General features: G+C 57.3%; 21 protein-coding genes and 1 riboswitch. Of the genes, 14 read left to right on the forward strand and 7 right to left on the reverse strand.

Annotated features, from left to right (window positions below):
- Positions 1-63: 63 nt before the first annotated feature.
- A complete protein-coding gene (gene ygiD, locus AA74_RS0112390) occupies positions 64-852 on the reverse strand; it encodes a 4,5-DOPA dioxygenase extradiol (protein ID WP_025912507.1) in 789 nt (262 codons plus the stop codon).
- A gap of 196 nt (positions 853-1,048) precedes the next feature.
- Between ygiD and zupT the strand changes: the two genes are divergently transcribed.
- The 5 genes from zupT to AA74_RS0112415 all read left to right on the forward strand — a co-directional run bounded on the left by zupT (position 1,049) and on the right by AA74_RS0112415 (position 7,048).
- Positions 1,049-1,822, forward strand: coding sequence for a zinc transporter ZupT (gene zupT, locus AA74_RS0112395; protein ID WP_025912508.1), 774 nt, complete (start codon positions 1,049-1,051; stop codon positions 1,820-1,822).
- Between the two features lie 332 nt (positions 1,823-2,154).
- Entirely contained in the window at positions 2,155-2,715 is a 561-nt protein-coding gene (locus AA74_RS0112400) for a fimbrial protein (protein WP_021242311.1), read from the forward strand.
- Positions 2,716-2,823: 108 nt separating this feature from the next.
- Positions 2,824-5,232, forward strand: a complete 2,409-nt coding sequence (locus AA74_RS0112405) for a fimbria/pilus outer membrane usher protein (RefSeq protein WP_172644126.1) — start codon at positions 2,824-2,826, stop codon at positions 5,230-5,232.
- A 9-nt stretch (positions 5,233-5,241) separates the two neighbouring features.
- Positions 5,242-6,003 (forward strand): molecular chaperone, encoded by a 762-nt coding sequence (locus tag AA74_RS0112410; RefSeq protein WP_025912510.1) that lies wholly within the window; start codon positions 5,242-5,244, stop codon positions 6,001-6,003.
- Complete coding sequence (locus AA74_RS0112415; RefSeq protein ID WP_021242314.1) at positions 5,987-7,048, forward strand: type 1 fimbrial protein; 1,062 nt, start codon at positions 5,987-5,989, stop codon at positions 7,046-7,048. Before AA74_RS0112410 ends, AA74_RS0112415 begins: the two co-directional genes overlap by 17 nt.
- Positions 7,049-7,092: 44 nt before the next feature.
- Here AA74_RS0112415 and ribB read toward each other — a convergent pair whose 3' ends face one another.
- Complete coding sequence (gene ribB / locus AA74_RS0112420; RefSeq protein WP_008502964.1) at positions 7,093-7,746, reverse strand: 3,4-dihydroxy-2-butanone-4-phosphate synthase; 654 nt, start codon at positions 7,744-7,746, stop codon at positions 7,093-7,095.
- 106 nt (positions 7,747-7,852) lie between these two features.
- A riboswitch (FMN riboswitch) is annotated at positions 7,853-8,003 on the reverse strand.
- A 119-nt stretch (positions 8,004-8,122) separates the two neighbouring features.
- Between ribB and ubiK the strand changes: the two genes are divergently transcribed.
- Positions 8,123-8,419 (forward strand): ubiquinone biosynthesis accessory factor UbiK, encoded by a 297-nt coding sequence (gene ubiK / locus AA74_RS0112425; RefSeq protein ID WP_025912511.1) that lies wholly within the window; start codon positions 8,123-8,125, stop codon positions 8,417-8,419.
- Positions 8,420-8,533: 114 nt separating this feature from the next.
- Here ubiK and hldE read toward each other — a convergent pair whose 3' ends face one another.
- Genes hldE through AA74_RS0112440 form a run of 3 tightly spaced genes read right to left on the reverse strand, consistent with a single transcriptional unit; the run spans position 8,534 to position 14,183 of the window.
- Positions 8,534-9,964, reverse strand: a complete 1,431-nt coding sequence (gene hldE / locus AA74_RS0112430; protein ID WP_008502962.1) for a bifunctional D-glycero-beta-D-manno-heptose-7-phosphate kinase/D-glycero-beta-D-manno-heptose 1-phosphate adenylyltransferase HldE — start codon at positions 9,962-9,964, stop codon at positions 8,534-8,536.
- Between the two features lie 40 nt (positions 9,965-10,004).
- Entirely contained in the window at positions 10,005-12,860 is a 2,856-nt protein-coding gene (gene glnE, locus AA74_RS0112435; protein ID WP_025912512.1) for a bifunctional [glutamate--ammonia ligase]-adenylyl-L-tyrosine phosphorylase/[glutamate--ammonia-ligase] adenylyltransferase, read from the reverse strand.
- A 21-nt stretch (positions 12,861-12,881) separates the two neighbouring features.
- Positions 12,882-14,183, reverse strand: a complete 1,302-nt coding sequence (locus tag AA74_RS0112440) for an inorganic triphosphatase (RefSeq protein ID WP_025912513.1) — start codon at positions 14,181-14,183, stop codon at positions 12,882-12,884.
- Positions 14,184-14,412: 229 nt separating this feature from the next.
- On the opposite strand from AA74_RS0112440, the gene AA74_RS0112445 reads away from it, so the two are divergent.
- Entirely contained in the window at positions 14,413-15,033 is a 621-nt protein-coding gene (locus AA74_RS0112445) for a TIGR04211 family SH3 domain-containing protein (protein WP_025912514.1), read from the forward strand.
- Between the two features lie 60 nt (positions 15,034-15,093).
- Positions 15,094-16,335 (forward strand): multifunctional CCA addition/repair protein, encoded by a 1,242-nt coding sequence (locus AA74_RS0112450; RefSeq protein ID WP_008502958.1) that lies wholly within the window; start codon positions 15,094-15,096, stop codon positions 16,333-16,335.
- A 10-nt stretch (positions 16,336-16,345) separates the two neighbouring features.
- Here the strand turns inward: AA74_RS0112450 and bacA are convergent, their stop codons facing one another.
- Positions 16,346-17,167, reverse strand: coding sequence for an undecaprenyl-diphosphate phosphatase (bacA, locus tag AA74_RS0112455; RefSeq protein WP_008502957.1), 822 nt, complete (start codon positions 17,165-17,167; stop codon positions 16,346-16,348).
- 106 nt (positions 17,168-17,273) lie between these two features.
- Positions 17,274-17,642, reverse strand: a complete 369-nt coding sequence (folB, locus tag AA74_RS0112460; RefSeq protein WP_008502956.1) for a bifunctional dihydroneopterin aldolase/7,8-dihydroneopterin epimerase — start codon at positions 17,640-17,642, stop codon at positions 17,274-17,276.
- A gap of 107 nt (positions 17,643-17,749) precedes the next feature.
- On the opposite strand from folB, the gene plsY reads away from it, so the two are divergent.
- From plsY to ureC, 6 genes are all read left to right on the forward strand, one after another.
- Positions 17,750-18,364, forward strand: coding sequence for a glycerol-3-phosphate 1-O-acyltransferase PlsY (gene plsY / locus AA74_RS0112465; protein WP_008502955.1), 615 nt, complete (start codon positions 17,750-17,752; stop codon positions 18,362-18,364).
- Between the two features lie 90 nt (positions 18,365-18,454).
- On the forward strand, positions 18,455-19,921 hold the full coding sequence (locus AA74_RS0112470; RefSeq protein WP_025912516.1) for an MFS transporter: 1,467 nt from the start codon (positions 18,455-18,457) through the stop codon (positions 19,919-19,921).
- Positions 19,922-20,130: 209 nt separating this feature from the next.
- A complete protein-coding gene (locus tag AA74_RS0112475) occupies positions 20,131-20,958 on the forward strand; it encodes an urease accessory protein UreD (RefSeq protein ID WP_025912517.1) in 828 nt (275 codons plus the stop codon).
- A 10-nt stretch (positions 20,959-20,968) separates the two neighbouring features.
- Positions 20,969-21,271 carry an urease subunit gamma gene (locus AA74_RS0112480; RefSeq protein ID WP_003862556.1) on the forward strand — a complete coding sequence of 101 codons (303 nt, stop codon included), beginning with the start codon at positions 20,969-20,971 and terminating at the stop codon, positions 21,269-21,271.
- Between the two features lie 10 nt (positions 21,272-21,281).
- On the forward strand, positions 21,282-21,596 hold the full coding sequence (locus AA74_RS0112485) for an urease subunit beta (protein WP_024906478.1): 315 nt from the start codon (positions 21,282-21,284) through the stop codon (positions 21,594-21,596).
- Positions 21,589-23,292, forward strand: coding sequence for an urease subunit alpha (gene ureC, locus AA74_RS0112490; protein ID WP_025912518.1), 1,704 nt, complete (start codon positions 21,589-21,591; stop codon positions 23,290-23,292). Before AA74_RS0112485 ends, ureC begins: the two co-directional genes overlap by 8 nt.
- The last annotated feature ends 1 nt before the right edge of the window (position 23,293 follow it).

A 23,293-nucleotide genomic window follows, 5' to 3' on the forward strand; every position in this document is an offset into this window, starting at 1 on the left:
CGCTTACCGGGCCTACGCGCGACATGTAGGCCGGGTAAGGCGAAGCCGCCACCCGGCATGTTTTCACCCTACCTGCACCGACAGCATACTCAGGCTTCCCATCTCTAATCCATCGACCGGGATCGTAACCGGCTCCTCACCGTCCCACGCGCCAAGCACGTACAGCAGCGGCAGGAAATGCTCCGGCGTCGGGTTAGAGAGCGAACCGCCCTCGTGCTCCAGATAGTTCACCAGCGGATGCGCCTCAGCCGGGCCTTGCCAGGTCAGGTTCGCTTTAACGTAGTCGTTAAAAGCGGTCGCCCACGGATATGGCGTGTTTTCGCCATGCCAGCGCGCCGTACGCAGGTTGTGCACCACGTTGCCGCTTGCCACCAGCATGATGCCTTCATCACGAAGCGTCGCCAGCTTGCGCCCCATCTCCAGATGCCAGGCAGCCGGTTTGGTGCTGTCGATGCTCAGCTGCACCATCGGGATATCCGCATCAGGATACATTTTGATCAGCACGCCCCATGAGCCATGGTCAAAGCCCCAGGCTTCTTTATCCAGAGCAACCGGAACAGGCGACAGCAGATCCACCAGCCTTTGTGCCAGCTCAGGCGAGCCGGGGGCCGGATAGTGCGTGTCATACAGCGCCTGCGGGAAGCCACCAAAATCATGAATGGTTTTTGGCGCTTCCATGGCGGTCACGCCCGTGCCGCGGGTGAACCAGTGCGCAGATACCACCACAATCGCTTTTGGACGCGGCAGCGTCTCGCCCAGATGACGCCATGCGCGGGTATAGACGTTATCTTCCAGAACGTTCATTGGGCTGCCGTGGCCTAAAAACAGGGCTGGCATACGGGAAGAAGTCATGATGATATCCTTACAGAAGGTGTCAATTTAATGGTGCTACATTACGCGCAATCGGACAAAGATGAACGCTGATAAGCGTGAAGATCATCATCAGGAATTTTGAATGTAAGGAATGTGTAAAGCCGGGGGTCGCCCCTCGCTTTGCCAGAAATGAATCATTTATATTAATGATAATCATTATCATAAGGAGCAATCCATGTCAGTCCCTCTGATCCTGACCATACTGGCGGGCGCCGCGACCTTTATCGGCGCAATCCTCGGCGTGCTTGGTCAGAAGCCGTCAAACCGCGTGCTGGCCTTCTCGCTGGGCTTTGCTGCCGGGATCATGCTGCTTATCTCCCTGATGGAGATGCTCCCTGCTGCGCTGGGCACCGACGGGATGTCTCCCCTGCTGGGCTACGGCATGTTTGTCGTTGGCCTGCTGGGTTACTTTGCCCTCGACCGGATGCTACCCCACGCGCATCCCCAGGATTTAATGCAGAAAAACGTAACGCCTGTGCCGCGGAATATTAAGCGAACGGCGGTTCTGCTCACGCTGGGGATTAGCCTGCATAACTTCCCGGAAGGGGTCGCGACCTACGTGACGGCCAGCAGCAATCTGGAAATGGGCTTTGGCATCGCGCTGGCGGTGGCCTTACACAATATTCCTGAAGGACTGGCGGTCGCCGGACCGGTGTATGCCGCCACGGGCTCGAAACGTACCGCGGTATTCTGGGCAGGAATTTCCGGGATGGCTGAAATCCTCGGCGGTGTCCTGGCCTGGTTGATTCTCGGAAGCCTGGTCTCCCCTGTCGTGATGGCCGCCATTATGGCCGCTGTTGCCGGGATTATGGTGGCGCTTTCCGTCGATGAATTAATGCCGCTGGCGAAAGAGATCGATCCCAATAACAACCCAAGCTATGGCGTGCTGTGCGGAATGTCAGTCATGGGCTTAAGCCTGGTGTTATTGCAATCTGCAGGTATCGGTTAGGATTAGTCTGCCTCCGTATAATACGGAGGCAGACTTTCGAAACGTTAAGATATAGATAGAAATGATACGTTATTTTGTTGCCTACAAAGCCCTTGCAAAATATATAGCTCATAGAAATAGAATGATGAAACTTTATCAGTCAATTATCTGAGTTACTGCATATATTATGAATGTTAGCCGATGCTTACAATCAACATTAATTATATATTAATATAATCTTAAAATAGCTTTAAGATGCAGTAATCGCATCTCCCCTTCGTCCTCCCATATACTCCATTTGCGTTTTGAAACTTATATTCAGAGTATGAATTCGTTTGAAAAAGGATATTTTCATGTATATGGGTAAAAAAATTCTATTAGCTGTAACTATCGCTGCCGCAGTATCGGGTTCCGCCTTTGCTGCCGAGCAGGGGTCGGGAAAAATCAAATTCAAAGGCGTTGTGATTGATGCGCCTTGCAGCATTGCACCAGACAGCGTTGATAAAGAAGTCGATCTCGGTGAAGTGACCACAGCCGTGATCAATGCCAACAAGAAGTCTTCCGCAGTTCCGGTTGATATCAATCTGGAAAACTGCCAGCTTGACGATCCGGCCGACGAGACTGACACACCAGTGACCAAAGTCGATGTCACGTTTACCAGCTCAGCGACAGACGCGACCGACACCAGTCTGATGACCAATACCTATGCAAGTGGTGCACAGAACGTGGGCGTTCGTCTTTTAAATAACGCCGAAGCCAACATTACGCTGGGTGCTGCTAATGAGGTTGCTCTGCTGGCAGGTTCAACGACTCAAACGCTGCACTTCAAAGCATTAATGGAAGTGGTAACGGGTAAAACGGCAACTGCTGGCCAGGTGGAAGCTACGGCCAACTATATTCTGGCGTATAAATAACTACGCCATGTTTCAAATTAAACCGGCTGGCATTTAATGTCAGCCGGCGTTGAATGTGTTTATTTGAGTAACAGGGCAATGACATATAAATTACAATGCATAATTATTATGACGTCCCTGTTTATGGCGGAACTTGGCTCCGCCACCGAATTTAACATCAATGCTATCGATAAAGATCAGCGTAGCAGCGTTGATTTATCTCTTTTTAAAGATCAAATATCGATCACACCCGGCGACTATTTTGTTACCGTTTCAATTAATGATATCCCGCTGGCAAATGGCTGGCAGCTCCGCTGGCAGGAGATAGACAAGAGCGTACAAGTCTGTATTCCACCTGAACTGGCCGATACATTTGCTCTGCAGGACAATATCCGTAGCGCATTGGCGGAAAAAGACGGGTGCGTCGACTTTGCATCAAAACCGGATATTAAATTTAATTTTGAGCAATCCAGCCAGACGCTGAAGGTCACGATACCTCAGGCCTGGTTACAGTACCGTGCCGCAGACTGGATGCCCCCTTCAACCTGGGACAACGGCGTGCCGGGCGTACTACTGGATTACAATCTTTTTGCCAGTCATTACCAGCCGAACGATGGCAGCAGCACGGATAACGTCAACACTTATGGCACTGCCGGCGCGAATATAGGCGCGTGGCGACTGCGCGGTGATTATCAGTATACTCAAACCCATACCGACGCAGGTTCAGAGAATGACGGACGCTTTTCACGCCTCTATATGTTCCGTCCTCTCCCCTCGCTCGGAGCCAAACTCACACTGGGTGAAACGGATTTCCAGTCCGCTATTTTTGATGCCTTCACCTATACCGGTGCCTCCCTGATTAGCGATGAGCGCATGCTGCCATGGTCGCTGCGCGGCTACGCGCCACAAATTACCGGCCTCGCGCAAACTAACGCCACGGTAACGGTTAGCCTGGCTGACCGTGTCATTTACCAAAGCAACGTTCCGCCAGGGCCGTTTGTTATTCAGGATCTAAACCAGTCTGTACAGGGTACGCTGGACGTCAAAGTGACAGAAGAAGATGGGCGCGTAAGCACCTTCCAGGTTTCTGCGGAATCGGTGCCTTTTTTAACCCGCAAAGGTCAGGTTCGCTATAAGCTGGCGGCAGGAAAAGCGCGCAAAGACGCCTCGCATGACGTTGAAGATAACGCGTTTATGAGCGGCGAATTCTCCTGGGGGATGCTGTCACAAACCTCACTCTATGGCGGTACGCTCGCCGATGGCGATCGCTACCGGTCCGTTGCCGCCGGAATAGGTCAAAACATGGAGTACCTGGGCGCGCTCTCTTTTGACGTGACGCAGGCAACCAGCCAGTTGCCCAATCAGAATAGCCAGACAGGTTACAGCTACCGTTTCAACTACAGTAAGCGTTTCGATACCACCGGCAGCCAGCTTACGCTCGCCAGTTATCGCTATTCCGACCCGCAGTTTCTCAGCTACGCCCGTTTTCTGGATGATGACAATAACGATCGGCAGTCAGAAAAACAGACGCTCAGCGTGACGGCAAGCCAGTACATTTCGGCGCTATCGCTCAACCTCTATGTGAACATGCTGCGTCAAACCTGGTGGAACGATTCCTCCTCCACGACGGGCAGCGTGACCGCAGGCTATAACTTTGATATCGGTCGCTGGAAAAATCTGGGCGTCACCGTGTCGTGGAGTAAAACCCACTATGAAGACGAAGACGACGATACGCAGTTCTATCTCTCACTGAGCGTACCGCTCGATCCCGATCATCGTCTGAATTACGACCTGCGCAACAGCGACAGTCTGAGCCAGAACGTATCGTGGTATGACACATCAGACCGCAACAACACCTGGGGCGTTTCGGCAGGTACCGAAAGCGAGAAGTCAGATGCCGGCGCGCAGGTGAGCGGCAACTATCAACATTATTCTCCTTATGGCGACCTGAATCTCTCCGGGAGCGTTAAGGCTAACGAATACAATTCCCTGAGTGCCAGTTGGACCGGTTCATTCACCTCGACGGCTAAAGGCGCTGCGCTGCACCGCCGAAGCTACGGTAACGAGCCGCGCGTGATGGTCAGTACCGATGGCGTAGGCAACATCCCACTGAACATGTCGCGGGATGAAACCAATCGCTTCGGGATTGGCGTTTTACCGTCCATCTCCAGCTATTCGCCTTCCAGCGTGCAGGTCAATATGAACAACCTGCCCGATGGCGTAGACGTTGACACCCGCGTCGTCACCTCAACCTGGACGGAAGGCGCCATCGGGTACCGTCAGATCGCGACGCGTGCAGGCAATGATATCGCAGGCATCTTACGAACTGCCTCTGGCACGCCGCCGCTGGGCGCCATTGTTCGCCAGCTTGAAGACGATCGGCAGATTGCTATGGTCGCCGATGACGGCCACGTCTGGCTCGGCGCCGTAGAGCCAGAACAACAGTTTCGCGTGACGTGGGGAGACAATCAGCAGTGCCGCTTCACGTTACCTTCACACCTTGAAAACAGTATGCAGTTGATACTGCCATGTCAGTAAGAAATCATGATGAAATTAACCTTACTCAAAAGCCTGTGCCTGATGCTGGTCGGCACAGCATTCACCACTCACGCGGCCGTAAACCTGGACCGCACGCGCATTGTCTTTCCGGAAAGCGACAAGGCCAGCAGCCTGAAGATTGAAAACCAGAGTAAAGCGCTGCCCTATCTGGCGCTCTCCTGGATTGAAGATGAGAAAGGCCGTAAAGAAGACAGGCATTTCATGGCGCTGCCTCCGATTCAACGCATTGAAGCGGGTTCCGCATCGCAGGTCAGGATCGTTAAGCAAGCGGCCACCAGTCAGTTACCGAAAGACAGAGAATCCCTGTTTTATTTCAACCTGCGCGAAGTGCCCCCGAAAAGCACCAGCGCCAGCGATGAACGCAGCGTCATGCAGGTGGCGATGCAGAGCAGGATCAAGCTGTTCTGGCGCCCTAAAGCGATTACCAAAAAACCCGGCGAGCAGGCGGAAATGCGGATGGAAATTTCAGCTACTGCGAAAGGGCTGACCATACATAACCCGACGCCGTACTACATCACGCTGGCGTGGCTCAGTAAGAATGCCAGAACCATGCTTCCGGGCTTCGACAGCCTGATGCTTGCGCCTTTCGCGACAGCAACAACCTCTACCGGTGACTACCACGGTAACTATTACAGCATCGGTTATATCGACGATTACGGCGCGCTGAAAAAGGTCGACGTGCAGTGCGCGGGAACGGCGCAGTGCTCGCTCACCGAACGGAAGATCGAAAAAGATGCGAAATCTCGCTAACGTATTGTTCATAGTGCTGCTCTCAGTGCTGCCTTTAAGAGAAGCGCTGGCGCTCGACTGCTACCTGGGCGGTTCGGGCGGCCCCGTAGAAGAAACTAAAACGATCTCGCCGTTTGCTATCCCCAGTAATGCACAGGCAGGTGAGAAAATTTGGGAATCGGATGACATCAAAATCCCGGTGACATGCAACCACAATGTCACAAGCAGCTTTCAACCGGAGGATATTTTTGGCTGGGTGAATCCTTATCCTTCAACCTCCGATCCCTATTATGAACTGGGCGTAACCTATGAAGGGATAGACTACGATGCAAAAGGCCAGCCTAACGGCGTCGATACCCGACAGTGTCTGGACAACCAAAACATCACGATTTATACCCCCGAGCAGATCCGACAAATGGGATGGGAAAATCGTATCTGTTCCGGTAACCCAGATGATATCCACACTTCACGAACCTTCATTGCTCGTCTGCGCTTATACGTAAAAATTAAAGCCATGCCGCCTCACGGCTACGTCAGCTCGCTGAGCGATTACATCGTTGTCCAGTTTGACGGAAAAGGCGGCGTGAACCAGATGTCGGATGCGAAAAACCTCAAATATCACATCAACGGGCTGCAAAATATTACCGTTCTGGACTGCGGGGCAACGTTCAGTATTTACCCTGAGAACCAGGAGATTGATTTCGGCACCTTTAGCGCACGCGATATTGTGAATCAACAGACGCGTAAACGGACCTTTTCGGTGAAGACGACGAAAGTGCAGGATGCCCAATGTTCAGATGGCTTCAAAATGGACTCGTCGTTCTATACAAATGAAGCGCTTACCGCCAACGATACCGCACTGCTGATAGGCAATGGCCTGAAGCTGAGGATCCTTAACGGAACCGAGCCCTACACCTTTAACCACTACAACGAATACGTGGATTTTACGGGCAGCACGCTTGAGCATGAGCAGCAATACACCGCAGAGCTGTCGCCGGTCGAAGGAAAAGCGATCCAGTCCGGGCCGTTCGAAACGGTGGTGCTGTTCAAAATTAACTACCACTAGAGACAAAAAAGCCGGGTTTCCCCGGCTTTTTCACATCAGCCATTTCAGCTGGCTTTGCGCTCGTGCGCCTGGCGATACTCAATCAGATCTTCAATCGTTACCACCGGCATGTTGTGCAGACGCGCGAAGGTGATGCACTCTGGCGCACGCGCCATGGTGCCGTCATCGTTGGTCAGTTCACACAGCACGCCCGCAGGTTTGAAGCCTGCCAGCGTCACCAGGTCGATCGTCGCTTCGGTGTGACCGCCGCGGGTCAGCACGCCACCCGCCTGCGCGCGCAGTGGGAAGACGTGGCCTGGACGATGCAGATCGGATGGCTTCGCATCATCAGCAATCGCGGCACGTACGGTGGTCAGACGGTCAGCCGCAGACACACCGGTGGTCACGCCATGCGCCGCTTCAATGGTCACGGTAAATCCGGTACCAAAGGCGCTGGTGTTGTTTTCGACCATCATCGGCAGCTCGAGCTGCTTACGACGATCTTCGGTAATACACAGGCATACGATGCCGCTGCCGTGACGGATGGTCAACGCCATCTGTTCAACGGTCATGTTTTCGGCGGCGAAAATCATGTCGCCTTCGTTTTCACGGTTTTCATCGTCAAGCACCATCACACCGCGGCCTTCGCGCAGTGCATCCAGTGCATGTTCAACACGTTGAGTTGAAGTGCCAAAAGAGGAAAGTAGCGTCTGATTCATGGTAAAAAAACCTCATTAACATTATGGTTACCAGAATCAGGGCAGTCTTAGGAGCGCCGTATAAGCGGCAAAAAGATAACGTGAGCGGGCCCATGCCCGACTGGATCGTTACTCTCTCCCATCCGGACTCTAACCGTCGGCCCCGGAATTACACCGGATCTGCTGACCTTTGAGAATTCACCCAAAGCGCTCGCGGGCTTTCAGCGTTAAGCTGATTTACCGCCGGTGGGGAATTTCGCCCCGCCCTGAGAATAAGCGAGATAACTATAACGCTATTGATTATCCTGGGCAATGCATAAGCATCAAACAATTTTGTTTACCCCGGGCATGACGCGCTACAATGGACACTAACACCTTTTCATCAAGGGAAACGACAATGATTGACCCGAAGAAAATTGAGCAAATTGCGCGTCAGGTTCACGAGTCTATGCCAAAAGGCATTCGTGAATTTGGTGATGACGTTGAGAAGAAAATCCGCCAGACGCTGCAGGCGCAGTTGGTTCGCCTTGATCTCGTCAGCCGCGAAGAGTTTGACGTGCAGACCCAGGTTCTGCTGCGCACCCGCGAGAAGCTGGCACTGCTGGAACAGCGTCTGACCGAGCTGGAAAACCGCAATGCGCCGGAAGAAATGAAGCCAGCGCCAGCCATTCCGCCGGTGGATAACCAGGAGTAAGTGCGGCCTGTGAGCCCGGTGGCGGCTACGCCTTACCGGGCCTGAATGAACGCGTAGGTCGGGTAAGGCGCAGCCGCCACCCGACATAAAAAAACGGGCCAATAGGCCCGTTTTTTACTGACTGTCTTTCTGGATCTTCTTGATGATGTTGGTGGTGGAACACCCATCCTCAAAGTTAAGCACCATCACCTCGCCGCCGTTGGCCCAGACCTCTTCGCTGCCCGCGATTTGCTCCGGCTTGTAATCGCCGCCCTTCACCAGCAGGTCCGGCAGAATACCGGCAATCAGGCGCTGCGGCGTGTCTTCTTCAAACGACACCACCCAGTCCACGGCTTCCAGCGCGCCGAGCACGATCATACGCTGCTCCAGCGGGTTCACCGGACGCGTTTCACCCTTCAGGCGCTTCGTCGACGCATCGCTGTTCACCGCCACAATCAGGCGATCGCCCAGCTTACGCGCATTCGCCAGATACGACACGTGGCCCGCGTGCAGGATGTCGAACACACCGTTGGTCATCACCACTTTTTCACCGCGCTTGCGCGCGGCAGCAACGGCCACTTTCAGCTCCTCTTCGGTCATGACGCCAAAGCCGGTATCCGCACGGCCGCGCACCGCGTTTTCCAGCTCGATTGGGGACACGGTTGAGGTACCGAGTTTACCGACGACCACACCTGCCGCGGCGTTCGCGAAGTAGCACGCTTCTTCCAGGGAGTTCCCCGCCGCCAGCGTCGCCGCCAGCACGCCGATCACCGTATCACCGGCACCGGTCACGTCATACACTTCCTGCGCCTGGGTTGGCATATGCAGCGGCGCCTTGCCCGGCTGCAGCAGCGTCATCCCCTGCTCGGAGCGGGTCACCAGCAGCGCAGATAATTCGAAGTCAGCAATGATCTTCATGCCGCGCTCAACCAGCTCTTCCTCGGTTTTGCATTTGCCCGCCACCGCTTCAAACTCGGAGAGGTTTGGCGTCAGGAGGGTTGCGCCGCGATAGCGCTCAAAGTCGGTGCCCTTAGGATCGATCAGCACCGGTACGCTGGCCTTACGCGCCAGCTGGATCATCGTCTGCACGCTGGCCAGCGCGCCTTTCGCGTAGTCGGACAGCACCAGCGCGCCGATATTGCCTAACGCCTGGTTAATGCGCTCGTGCAGCGGCTCCGGATCAACGCCTTCGAACCCTTCTTCAAAGTCAAGGCGGATCAGCTGCTGGTTACGTGACAGCACGCGCAGCTTGGTGATGGTCGGGTGGGTCGGAACAGAAACGAAGTCACACTTCACGTTCACGTCCGCCAGCGACTTGCTCAGCGCGCGCGCCGCATCGTCGATACCGGTCAGGCCAACCAGACGCGAGTGCGCGCCCAGAGAGGCTATGTTCATCGCCACGTTTGCCGCGCCGCCGGGACGCTCTTCAATGGTGTCGACCTTAACCACCGGTACCGGTGCTTCCGGAGAGATGCGGCTGGTCGGCCCATACCAGTAGCGATCCAGCATCACATCCCCAACAACCATTACTCCAGCACGTTCAAACTCTGGCAGTGTTACTTTCATTCCTGACTCCAGAAAGATTCACAATTTGCGCGCGATAATATCACACTTGATTTGTTACGCACGGTTCCACCAGCCACTTCTGCCAGCTGGCCGTTACCTGAGCGCGCTCTGCGACAAAACAGTCCAGCGCCACGTGCCCCGGCTGCTCCTGTAGCGCCAGGTGATGCAGCTCGTCGCGCAGCGTGGTGTAGGCGCGGGTTAAGGCCTGCGCCTCCTGCTCGTCCATGATGTCGTTTTGCGCCAGCAGCTCCAGAATGCGCACGTTATCCGACCAGCGGGTCAGCTTCGGCTTGTCGTGCGCGTGGAGCAGCACCAGATACTGAGTAATGAACTCAATATCGGTAATCCCGCCCTCGTCGGCTTTGATATCAAAGCGATCGCGGTGTTTATTACCCAGGTGCGCGCGCATTTTCTCGCGCATCTCGCGCACTTCGGTCTGCAGCGTACTGCCCTCGCGCGGGGTGGTCATCACATCCTTACGGACGGCATCGAACTGCGTTTTGAGCTGCGGATCGCCATACACCACGCGGGCGCGCACCAGCGCCTGATGCTCCCAGGTCCAGGCTTCATTCTTCTGATAATCGGCGAAGGACTCCGTTGAGGTGACCAGCATACCCGCCGCGCCGGACGGACGCAGGCGGGCATCCACTTCATACAAAATGCCCGACGAAGTGCGGGTGCTGAACAGGTGCATGATGCGCTGGGCCAGGCGCAGATAGAACTGACGCCCGTCAATCTCGCGCTCGCCGTCGGTCATCACGTCAACCGGGCAGTCGTGCAGGAAAATTAAATCCAGATCGGAACTGTATCCCAGCTCCCAGCCTCCGAGCTTGCCATAACCGACCACGGCAAAGCCCCGCCCCTCACGGTCAGCAAGGTGCTTCGGCTGGCCATAGCGGGCCACCATCTGCACCCACGCCTGCTGCACCACCGCATCGATGATCGCTTCCGCGAGCCATGTTAAGTGATCGCTCACTTTCATTACCGGCAGCGTTCCGGCGATATCCGCCGCCGCCACGCGCAGCATCTGGGCCTGCTTAAACTGTCGCAGCGCCTCCAGCTGCTGCTCTTCGTCCTCTTCCGGCACGCGCAGCAGATACTGACGCAGCTCGTCACGGTAGGCATCCGTCGCCGTGGGTTGATACAGGGTGTTTGGGTCGAGCAGTTCATCCAGCAGCAGAGGGTAGCGCGCCAGCTTGTTGGCCACCATCGGGGAGGCGGCGCAGAGCGTAATCAGGTGCTTGAGTGCCCCCGGAAACTCGCTCAAAAGTTCAAGGTACGTGGTGCGCGTGATGATCCCGCTCAGCAGCGGCATCATGCGCGACAGCGGCACCGGCGCATCCGCCCGCGAGCAGACCTCGCTCAGCAGGTGCGGCATCAGGTGATCCAGCACCTGACGGCCGCGCGGGCCAATGGCGCGCTTGTTCAGCTCAAGACGGAAATCGGCAATCAGCGCCACCACGCGATGGCGCGCGTCGTCGGTTAGGTGCGACAGCACCGGGGTGGTGTCATCTTCCTGGAGCGCGTCCTGCCACAGCTCACGCCAGTGCTCGGAAAGGGCATCGTCCTGCGATTCACTTTCGTCATCACCGATCAGCTCGTTGAAGATGCGGCGCACGCCTGCCATATGGGCATCGAGCCGTTCGGTCAGCGTTGACCAGTCATCCACGCGCATCCCCCAGGCCAGACGCGCCCGGTTAAGGTCATCCCCCGGCAGGGTCTGGGTCTGTTCGTCGTTGATGCTTTGCAGCAGGTTTTCCAGACGGCGCAGGAAAAGATAGGCCTCGCGCAGGGTTTGCGCGTCGCCGTCCGGCAGCAGGTGAAGCTGCTCAATAGCGCTCAGCGTCGGCAGCAGCGAGCGGGACTGTAGCGACGGCTCGCGTCCGCCGCGAATCAGCTGGAAGACCTGGACGATAAATTCGATTTCGCGAATGCCGCCCGCGCCGAGCTTGATGTTGTCCTTCAGACCGCGACGGCGCACCTCACGGGCGATCATCCCTTTCATATTACGCAGGGACTGGATGACGCTGAAGTCGATATAGCGACGGAACACGAACGGGCGCAGCATGGCGCGCAGCTCGTTGGCGTAGGCGTCATCGCTGTCGCCCATGATCCGTGCCTTGACCATCGCGTAACGCTCCCAGTCGCGCCCCTGCTCCTGGTAGTAGTCTTCCAGCGCGGCAAAGCTCAGCACCAGCGGCCCGCTATCGCCGAACGGACGCAGGCGCATGTCCACGCGGTAGACAAAGCCGTCCTGCGTCGGCTGATCCAGCGCCTTAATCAGACGCTGACCGAGGCGGGTAAAGAACTGGGCGTTGTCCAGCTCGCGACGGCCGCCGCGCGTGGAGCCGTTCTCAGGCCAGGCGAAAATCAGGTCGATATCGGAGGAGAAGTTCAGCTCGCAGCCGCCCAGCTTGCCCATCCCCAGGATCAACAGCGGCTGAGGAACCCCTTCCTCGCTGCACGGCGTGCCCCACTCTTTACAGCAGGCGGCGTAGAGCCAGTCGCGCGCGGCGACAATCAACGTCTGCGCCAGCTCGCTTAACTGCTGCAGCGTACTCTCTTCACTCACCAGTTCCAGCGCCTGCGCCCAGGCAATGCGCACCATCACACGACGGCGGAACTGACGCAGGACGCGCATCAGCGTCGCCTCATCCGCGACGTCTTCAAGCGCGGCCTGCAGCCAGCCGGCATAGTGCCGCCACTCGTCCGCCTGCGGCGGTGCGTTCTCAAGCTCCGCCAGCCAGTCCGGGTAGACGGCTATGCTTTCCTGCACAAAATCACTGAAGACGAGCACGCTTTTCGCCTGCTCGCTTAACGATGACGCCGGTAATGACTCAGGCAGACGTTCGCAAACGGTCTGCCACTGCTGCTGTAACGGTGAAGAAAGCGGCATTCTAGGGGTTCCTTGCCAGAGTTAACGTTTTCCGCTGTGCAGCCAGTACGGCTCCTGCGAAATGGCCTCATTACGGAAATGCTCAATTTCAATATGCTGACGGGTTTCGATGGCATGCTTCAGCCCCTGCCAGTTTTCCAGCCATGCCTGCGCCTGTGGCCCGTCGTAGGCACCGGAAAGGAGCAGCATGCTGTCGATGTTGCGCGAAAGACGGGGAAGCTGATCGCCATACTTATCGCCGAGCGGATACGCAAAGGTGCTCTTCAGTTCAGCGGCATGACGGGAAAGATGAATGTCTGCGAAACGCTTAAAGTTTTCCGCGATTTTGGCCTCGGCTTTCGCATCCAGGAAGGCGCGCCAGCCGCGCGTCACCAGAAACTCGGTCAGCGCCAGTTTTGCCGAAGCGGCTTGCGGACTGTAGATCGCCGTTTGCGCAGATACGTCCGAGAGCATCAGCGTTTCGGTTTGCGTCAGCAGATCACGTAAGTGAGCGCTCGCTTTGCGAGGAACAATACCGCCGAAGAGCGTCAGGGTATGGCGCACCAGGGCAATGGCCGCCAGCACGTGGGATTTGGCGTTTTTCACATTTCGTACCCACAGCTCTTCATGGAACTGCCACTGAGAAAGCGCCAGCTCCAGCGCGGCTTCCAGCCCCTGCTCAACGCTGGCTTTCGGCGCAACGCGCAAAATGGTCGTCTCTTTCAGCACGCGCGGCGCATTTCCGGCGGCCAGATGGTAACCCCGCGCGGCTTTGCTCAGGCTCCCCTGGCGCAATCCGGACTGGTTCACCAGCTTGCGCGCCAGCTTCAGCACGTCATTTGCATCCCCTTCCAGCAGCTCAAGCTCCAGTTCGCAGATCGGCTCCTGGTACTCACCCGCCTTCACCTCACCCAGATCGAGGGCGATTTCGATGCGGCTTTTACCTTCCGTCACCAGCCATTTCTCGCGCCAGAAATCGGTGCTGAACAGCGGCTGCACCTGCTCCGCCAGCGTGGCAGGCAGCTCGCCTTCCGGCCAGACTTCCGCCGGAAAACGTTCCAGCTCAAGTTCTGGCTGACTGATGTCGATATTGTATTCCGGACGCTGATGTAACCCGCCGACCACGCGGCCGGCAATTTTCATCGTCATCTCGTAGCGCCCACTCGCGCCACGGATGCGCAGCCCCATATCGTGGCGGCGTAGCCAGTTATCCGGCGTTTCGTAATAAATATTAAGCAGTTGTACCGGTGCATGGTGTTCGCCGGAGAGCGTATGCAGATGCTGGCGGAGTGCGTCAACGCTGTCTTTTTCGACGATAAATTTTAATTCGATTTCCTGAGCCATAGCCTTGTACTTTTGCGGGCGTCACAGACGCGTCAATGAGGGCGAACTTCCTCGCCATTTGTTTGTCAGTACATAGTATTTTGCGCCAAATTGCCATGCAATGAGCAATTTGACGGGCGTAAATGTGTAGAGTCGTGACACAGATGATTCTGATTGCTGATGAATGCTTTGCGTAGAGACACTGTTGCCACTACTATCGTTCCACTATTTATGAAAATAACGACTAATGATGCTTAAATTACGCCTGATTGGACTTACTTTACTCGCTTTTAGCGCCGCAACCGCAGTGCACGCTGAAGAGAAGCGTTACGTTTCTGACGAACTGAACACCTGGGTACGCAGTGGCCCCGGAGATAATTATCGCCTCGTGGGTACGGTGAATGCCGGCGAGGAAGTCACCCTGTTACAGACCAACGCGGACACCAACTACGGTCAGGTTCGCGACAGTTCTGGCCGCACGTCCTGGATCCCACTGAAAGAGCTGAGCACCGTGCCAAGCCTGCGCACCCGCGTACCAGATCTGGAAAATCAGGTGAAAACCCTGACCGACAAGCTGAACAATATCGACGGAACCTGGAACCAGCGTACCGCCGAGATGCAGCAGAAAGTGGCGCAGAGCGACGGCGTGATTAACGGCCTGAAAGAAGAGAACCAGAAGCTGAAAAACGAGCTGATTGTCGCGCAGAAGAAAGTGAATGCCGCCAACCTGCAGCTCGATGACAAACAGCGCACCATCATCATGCAGTGGTTTATGTATGGCGGCGGCGTGCTGGGCGTCGGTCTGGTGCTGGGTCTGGTTCTGCCGCACCTGATCCCAAGCCGTAAACGTAAAGATCGCTGGATGAACTAATTCGTCTTCTCTGCCAGACTTACGTATCATTCTGGAAAAGAGAAAACGGGAGTGTCAGGCGTGAAGAGTTATCTGGTCGGTGGTGCGGTACGTGATGCGTTGTTAGGTCTGCCGGTCAAAGATAAAGACTGGGTGGTGGTTGGCGCCACCCCGGAAGAGATGCTCGACGCGGGCTACCAGCAGGTAGGCCGCGATTTTCCCGTCTTTTTACACCCGAAAAGCCGCGAAGAGTATGCCCTGGCGCGTACCGAGCGGAAGTCAGGTTCGGGCTATACGGGCTTCACCTGCTATGCCGCGCCGGACGTCACGCTGGAGGACGATCTCCTGCGTCGCGATCTGACCATTAACGCGCTGGCGCAGGACGAGCACGGCCAGATTATTGACGCTTATGGCGGCCAGGACGATCTGCGCAACCGTCTCTTACGTCACGTCTCCCCGGCGTTTTCTGAAGATCCGCTCCGCGTGCTGCGCGTGGCGCGTTTTGCCGCGCGTTACGCCCATCTCAGCTTCCGAATTGCCGATGAGACCATGGCGCTGATGACCGCCATGACCGAGGCGGGCGAGCTTGAACACCTGACGCCAGAGCGCGTCTGGAAAGAGACCGAGAATGCGCTCACCACGCGTAACCCGCAGGTCTTTTTCCAGGTGCTGCGCGACTGCGGCGCCCTGAAGGTGCTGTTCCCGGAAATAGACGCGCTGTTTGGCGTACCGGCTCCGGCGAAATGGCATCCGGAGATTGACACCGGCGTGCACACGCTGATGACCCTGAGCATGGCGGCCATGCTCAGCCCTGACGTGGACGTGCGCTTTTCCACCCTGTGCCACGATCTCGGCAAAGGCTTAACGCCAAAAGAGCTCTGGCCTCGGCACCACGGGCACGGTCCGGCAGGGGTGAAGCTCGTCGAAGGGCTGTGCCAGCGCCTGCGAGTGCCGAACGAAATCCGCGATCTGGCGAAACTGGTGGCCGAATTCCACGACCTGATCCACACCTTCCCGATCCTGAAACCGGCCACCATCGTTAAGCTGTTCGATAACATCGACGCCTGGCGCAAACCCCAGCGCGTGGAGCAGATCGCGCTCACCAGCGAGGCTGACGTGCGCGGGCGTACCGGGTTTGAAGCCTGTGACTACCCGCAGGGACGTTTACTGCGTAAAGCCTGGGAGGTAGCCAAAGCGGTGCCGACGAAGGACGTTGTCGAGGCGGGATTCAAAGGCCCGGACATTCGCGAAGAGCTGACGAAACGGCGGATTCAGGCGGTATCAGAGTGGAAGGAAAAGCATTGCCCTCAGCCAAAAGACTGAGGGCAGTCGGTCAGAAGAAGACCACGTAAACCGCAGCGGCAACGATAAAGCGGTAGATCGCGAACGGAATGAACGAGATACGCTTAATCAGCTGCAGGAAGGTTTTGATGGCAATCAGCGCCACGATAAACGCGGTGATGAAGCCGACGGCGAACATCGGAATGTCGCCCGTGGTGAGGAAACCGATGCTTTTATAGAGGTCAAGCGCGGTGGCCCCCATCATCATCGGCACCGCCAGCAGGAACGAGAACTCTGACGCGGCGTAACGGCTTACGCCCATCAGCATCCCACCGGAGATGGTTGCGCCTGAACGGGAAAAGCCCGGCCACAGCGCCAGACACTGGAAGCAGCCAATGATAAACGCCTGACGATACGTCATATCGTCCAGCCCTTCCGCGCGCGGCGTTTTTGGCTTCAGCACTTCCGCGGCGATCAGCAGGAAGCCGCCCACCACCAGCGCGTACATCACGTTAATCGGGTTAAACAGCGATTTGATGGCGTCGTGGAAAACCAGCCCCAGCACCACCGCCGGGATCATCCCGAGCAGAATATGGATCAGCGACAGGCGGCCTTTACTCATCCCTTCGTGCTGCGGCGGACGGCCAAAATGGATACCGATCAGGCCAAACAGACGGCGCCAGAACATCACCACCACCGCCAGAATCGAACCCAGCTGGATCACCACTTCAAACGTTTTTGCAGTATCGCCTTCAAAGCCCAGCAGATGACCAACAATGATCATATGGCCGGTACTGGAAACCGGTAAAAACTCCGTCAATCCTTCGACCACACCCAGTATTGCCGCCACCAGCAGCGAGTGCATATCGCTCATCTATAAACCCCTAAAAAAATATAAAAAAAACGGTCGCCCCAACGGCTACCGTGAAAGATACAGCTTTAAGACCGGTATAACCTAAAATGGTTTAGCTATTATGACGTTAAATCTTCCCTTTCAGATTTGTGCCACGCTCGATAATGACGCCCACGTTGGCCGCGCGCGCCACCGCGCCCGGTTTGCTCAGCTTGATGCGCACCCACGGTGAGTTGAATTTTTTCAGCAGCAATTCTGCGACCTCTTCCGCCACCCGTTCGACCAGCGCAAAACGTTGCCCTTCCACGTGGCCGATGACCGTTTCACTGATGTCGGCGTAGCTAAGACAGTCGTTCACGTCATCGCTTTTTGCCGACTTGCGGTTATCCCAGCCCATTTCGATATCGAACACCAGCTTCTGCTCGATGGTCTGTTCCCAGTCGTAAACACCAATAGTGGTGATTACCGAAAGTTGCTCTATAAATACAATATCCATCACGACCTGCCTGCTTTTTGGCTAAACCGGATACCACTTCCGGCGAATTATGCGTATTATCCACAGATGCTGAGAATACAGATACATTTTCAAAACGGAACAGCGTTATGAGTGCAATCGCGCCTGGAATGATCCTCCTCGCCTATCTTTGCGGCTCAATCTCCAGCGCCATTCTGGTCTGCCGCATCGCCGGGTTACCTGACCCGCGTGAAAGTGGTTCCGGGAATCCGGGAGCGACCAACGTACTACGAATTGGCGGCAAGGGAGCAGCCGTAGCGGTTTTGATTTTTGATGTTCTGAAAGGGATGCTACCCGTATGGGGCGCGTATGCGCTGGGCGTCACGCCGTTCTGGCTGGGCCTCATTGCCATTGCTGCCTGTGTCGGCCACATCTGGCCCGTATTCTTCGGTTTTAAAGGCGGTAAAGGCGTGGCAACCGCCTTTGGTGCCATTGCGCCTATCGGCTGGGATTTAACCGGCGTGATGGCTGGCACCTGGCTGCTCACCATTCTGCTGAGCGGCTATTCGTCGCTGGGCGCGATCGTCAGCGCGCTGATTGCCCCGTTCTACGTCTGGTGGTTCAAACCTCAGTTCACCTTCCCGGTATCAATGCTCTCCTGCCTTATCCTGCTGCGTCATCACGACAATATTCAGCGCCTGTGGCGTCGTCAGGAGACCAAAATCTGGACGAAGCTCAAGAGGAAGAAAAAAGACGCTCCGTAAGGTTAGTTATGCCTTATAGCCAAATGTGATTTTGGTCACCTTCTGCCTGTGGTAACTGTTAATGACACAATACAACCATATAAGAAGAAAATGGCAGAAATCACAGAAACAACTCCCCTTTCAACGGCAGGAAAACGTTCCGATGGCGACATCCAGTGGGTGCGCAGCGCATCGGATGTTTCACGCCTCGTTAATGATGGTTCTCAGGGCCGGGCCAATGCTCGCATCGTGATCGGTATCGCGCTGGGCGGGATTTTCCTCGATGCCTACGATCTGGGCGCGCTGGCCTTCGGCATAAAAGATATCACCCGCGAATTTAACCTGACGCCCGCCGGTACCGGCATGGTGGCGTCCGCCATTACGTTTGGCGCGATTGTCGGGGCGCTGCTAGGGGGTTATCTCACGGATAAAATCGGGCGCTATCGCGTCTTTATGGCCGACATGCTCTTCTTCGTGGTGGCCGCCATCGCCTGTGCGCTGGCCCCGAACGAATATGTGCTGGCGGGTGCCCGCTTTGTCATGGGGCTTGGCGTCGGGATCGACCTTCCCGTAGCGATGGCATTTTTAAGCGAGTTCGCCAGGCTAAAAGGCCCCGGCAATAAGGCCTCCAGCGTCGCCATGTGGTGCCCCACCTGGTATGCCGCCATCAGTATCTCCTACCTGCTGGTGCTCTTCTTCTACGCCGTGCTGCCGGAAAGCCACAGCGACTGGCTGTGGCGCCTGATCCTTGGCTTCGGCGCGGTACCCGCGCTGGTGATTATCGCCATCCGCAGCCGCTATATGAGCGAATCGCCGGTCTGGGCGGCAAATCAGGGCAACCTGAAGGAGGCGGCGTCCATTTTACGTCAGTCGTATAACATCAATGCCCACGTGCCGCAGGATGCGCTCAGCCAGCCAGCTCCCGTCGTGAATAAAACGAAATGGTCCAACTATCTGAACCTGTTCCGCGGCGTCTACTTACGCCGCACGACGCTCGCCACGCTGCTGTCCGTCGTCTCTTCGTTCGCCTATAACGCGGTGGCGTTTGGTCTGCCGGTGATCATCTCCAGCTTCTTTGTCCAGTCGATGCTGACCACCATCCTGATTTCTCTGGTGCTTAACCTGCTGTTTGCCTTCGTCGGCGGACTGCTGGCGGTACGCTACGTGCCGCGCTTCGGCGCCTGGCGGATGTCGCTGGCGGGTTACGCCTGCCAGCTGGTCGCGCTGCTGGGCCTGGGGCTGATTGGTCGTCCGGAAGGCGCCACCGAAGGCGTGCTTGCCGTGGCGATGCTGGCGCTATTCCTGTTCGGCCAGGGCTTCGGCCCGGGCGCGCATACCATGACGTTTGCCTCGCTGAGCTACCCGACCTCGCTGCGCGGCGTTGGCGTCGGCCTTAACCAGACGCTGATGCGCAGCAGCTCGACGCTGTCGCTGTTCCTGTTCCCGCTGCTGGTCGCCTCGCTGGATACCGCCGTGTTCTGGGTGATTGCGCTGGCGCCATTTATCGGCCTGGCCTCGCTGCTGGCGATCCGCTGGGAGCCGTCGGGGTATGATGTGGATGCGGAGGATTACCGCTAGCCTTTCCTGCCGGGTGGCGCTGCGCTTACCCGGCCTACATTGCGCATTCTCTTGTAGGCCCGTGCAAGCGTAGCGCCGCCGGGCGATTATCAAAAGTTTGAAACCGGCTCATATGAGCCGTTTTTTTATCCATAAGCGACTCATATGACAGCCTTCAATTCTGCCAGGGCATACTGAAACGACCCCGATGATGAGCAGATGGATGCAGCATGTTAGCAGCTCAGGTCACTGATAATTCGTACAAAGGCTGGCAGGCGTCGCTTGCCCTGCAGTTTTGTCACACCCCTGAGAAAACCCTCCTGCACTCCGCTCATCACGTCGGGCCGCTTACCGTTCAGCGTCCGTTTTACCCTGAAGGCGTGACCTGCCACCTTTACCTGCTGCACCCGCCGGGCGGGGTTGTGGGCGGCGATACGCTGGACATTTCCGTTCGGCTGGACGCCAAAAGCCACACGCTTATCACCATGCCCGGCGCCAGCAAGTTCTATCGCAGCAGCGGCCCGCAGGCTCGCCTGCATCAGCACTTTTATCTCGATGAGGGATCCACGCTGGAGTGGCTACCGCAGGACACCATTATCTTCCCTGGGGCGAATGCCGCGCTGCGCTCCGTCTTCCACCTGAAGGCCTCCAGCACGCTGCTGGCGTGGGAGCTGTACTGCCTGGGACAACCGGTAATCAATGAGACCTTCAGCCACGGCACGCTGGAGAGCCGCCTTGAGGTGTGGGTGGATGACGAACCGCGCCTGATTGAGCGTCAGCACCTCGGCGACGGCGATCTCACGCCCGTTGCCGGACACCCGTGGATCGGCACGCTGCTGTTCTATCCGGCCAATGAAGAACATCTCGACGCGGTTCGCGCGCTGCTCGCGCCTCTGGGCCATTTTGCGGGGGCAACGCTCACCGACGAGCTGCTGTCGGTGCGTTTTCTCTCCCACGATAACCTGATTTGCCAGCGGGCGATGCGCGACATCTGGCAGTCGCTTCGCCCGCTCCTCACCACCAAAACCGCCTGTTCGCCGCGTATCTGGCAGACATAAGAGAAACGTTATGGAACTGACCCCCAGAGAAAAAGACAAGCTGTTGCTGTTTACCGCCGCGCTGGTTGCCGAACGCCGCCTTGCGCGCGGGGTAAAGCTCAATTACCCGGAATCGGTCGCGCTGATCAGCGCCTTCATCATGGAAGGCGCGCGCGATGGCGAAACCGTCGCCTCGCTGATGGAGGCGGGCCGCCACGTCCTGACGCGCGACCAGGTAATGGAGGGCGTGCCGGAGATGATCCCGGATATCCAGGTGGAAGCCACCTTCCCGGACGGGTCCAAGCTCGTCACCGTCCACAACCCGATCGTCTAAGGAGCGCGTGATGATCCCAGGCGAATACCAGATCCAGCCCGGCGCGATTGCGATCAACGTCGGGCGCGAAACCCAAACCGTGATTGTCGAAAATCACGGCGACAGGCCGATCCAGGTCGGATCGCACTATCACTTTTACGAGGTCAACCCGGCGCTGAAGTTTGACCGTGAGGTCACCCGGGGCTACCGGCTGAACATCCCGGCAGGCACCGCCGTGCGCTTTGAGCCCGGCCAGAAGCGCGAAGTGACGCTGGTTCAGGTCACGGGTGCGCAGCGCATTGTCGGCTTTCGTGGCGAGGTAATGGGTGAGGTGAAACATGGCTGAGATTTCGCGCCAGGCCTATGCCGATATGTTCGGCCCCACCACCGGCGATAAAGTGCGGCTGGCCGACAGCGAGCTGTGGATTGAAGTGGAAGACGATCTCACGATCTACGGCGAAGAGGTCAAGTTCGGCGGCGGGAAGGTGATCCGCGACGGCATGGGTCAGGGGCAGATGACCGCAGACGACTGCGTGGATCTGGTGCTGACCAACGCGCTGATCGTCGATCACTGGGGGATCGTGAAAGCCGATATCGGCGTCAAGAACGGGCGGATCTTTGCCGTCGGCAAAGCCGGCAACCCGGACATTCAGCCCGGCGTGACGATCCCGATTGGTGCCGCAACCGAAGTCATCGCCGCCGAAGGGAAGATCGTCACCGCAGGTGGGATCGACACCCACATCCACTGGATCTGCCCGCAGCAGGCGGAAGAGGCGCTGGTCTCCGGCGTCACCACCATGATCGGCGGCGGCACCGGTCCGGCGGCGGGCACCAACGCCACCACCTGCACGCCGGGGCCGTGGTATATCGCCCGCATGCTGCAGGCTGCCGATACGCTTCCGGTGAATATCGGCCTGCTCGGCAAGGGGAACGGCTCCAACCCGGATGCCCTGCGCGAGCAGATTGCCGCGGGCGCCATCGGGCTGAAGATCCACGAAGACTGGGGCGCCACGCCTGCGGCGATCAACTGCTCGCTGGAGGTGGCCGAAGAGATGGACATTCAGGTGGCGCTGCACAGCGACACGCTGAACGAGTCCGGGTTTGTCGAAGATACGCTGGCCGCCATTGGCGGGCGCACCATCCACACCTTCCACACCGAAGGCGCGGGCGGCGGCCACGCGCCGGATATCATCACCGCCTGCGCGCACCCGAATATTCTGCCCTCTTCCACCAACCCGACCTTGCCCTACACGGTGAACACCATCGACGAGCATCTCGACATGCTGATGGTTTGTCATCACCTCGACCCGGATATCGCCGAGGACGTGGCGTTTGCCGAATCCCGCATTCGTCGGGAGACCATCGCCGCGGAAGACGTGCTGCACGATATCGGCGCGTTTTCGCTCACCTCGTCAGATTCGCAGGCCATGGGCCGCGTCGGGGAAGTGATTATCCGCACCTGGCAGGTCGCGCACCGCATGAAGGTTCAGCGCGGCGCGCTGCCGGAAGAGACCGGCGAGAACGACAACTTCCGCGTGAAGCGCTATGTCGCCAAGTACACCATTAACCCGGCGCTGACCCACGGTATCGCCCATGAAGTGGGCTCGATTGAGGCGGGCAAGCTGGCAGATCTGGTGGTCTGGTCCCCGGCGTTCTTCGGCGTCAAGCCCGCCACCATCGTCAAGGGCGGGATGATCGCCTGCGCGCCGATGGGCGACATCAACGCTTCAATCCCCACGCCGCAGCCGGTGCATTACCGTCCGATGTTTGGATCGCTGGGCGCCGCGCGCCACGCCACACGGCTGACGTTTATCTCGCAGGCCGCCAGTGCGAACGGCATCCCGCAGCAGCTCAACCTGCAGAGCGCCACCGCGGTGGTGAAAGGCTGCCGGACGGTGAAAAAGGCCGACATGATCCATAACGCTCTGCAGCCGAACATCACCGTCGACTCGCAAACCTACGAGGTGCGCGTCGACGGCGAACTGATAACCAGCGAACCGGCTGACGTTCTGCCGATGGCGCAACGCTATTTCCTGTTTTGAG

It is taken from the genome of Enterobacter sp. 5-4 (genome assembly GCF_000612205.1).
Taxonomy (GTDB): Bacteria; Pseudomonadota; Gammaproteobacteria; order Enterobacterales; family Enterobacteriaceae; genus Enterobacter; species Enterobacter roggenkampii.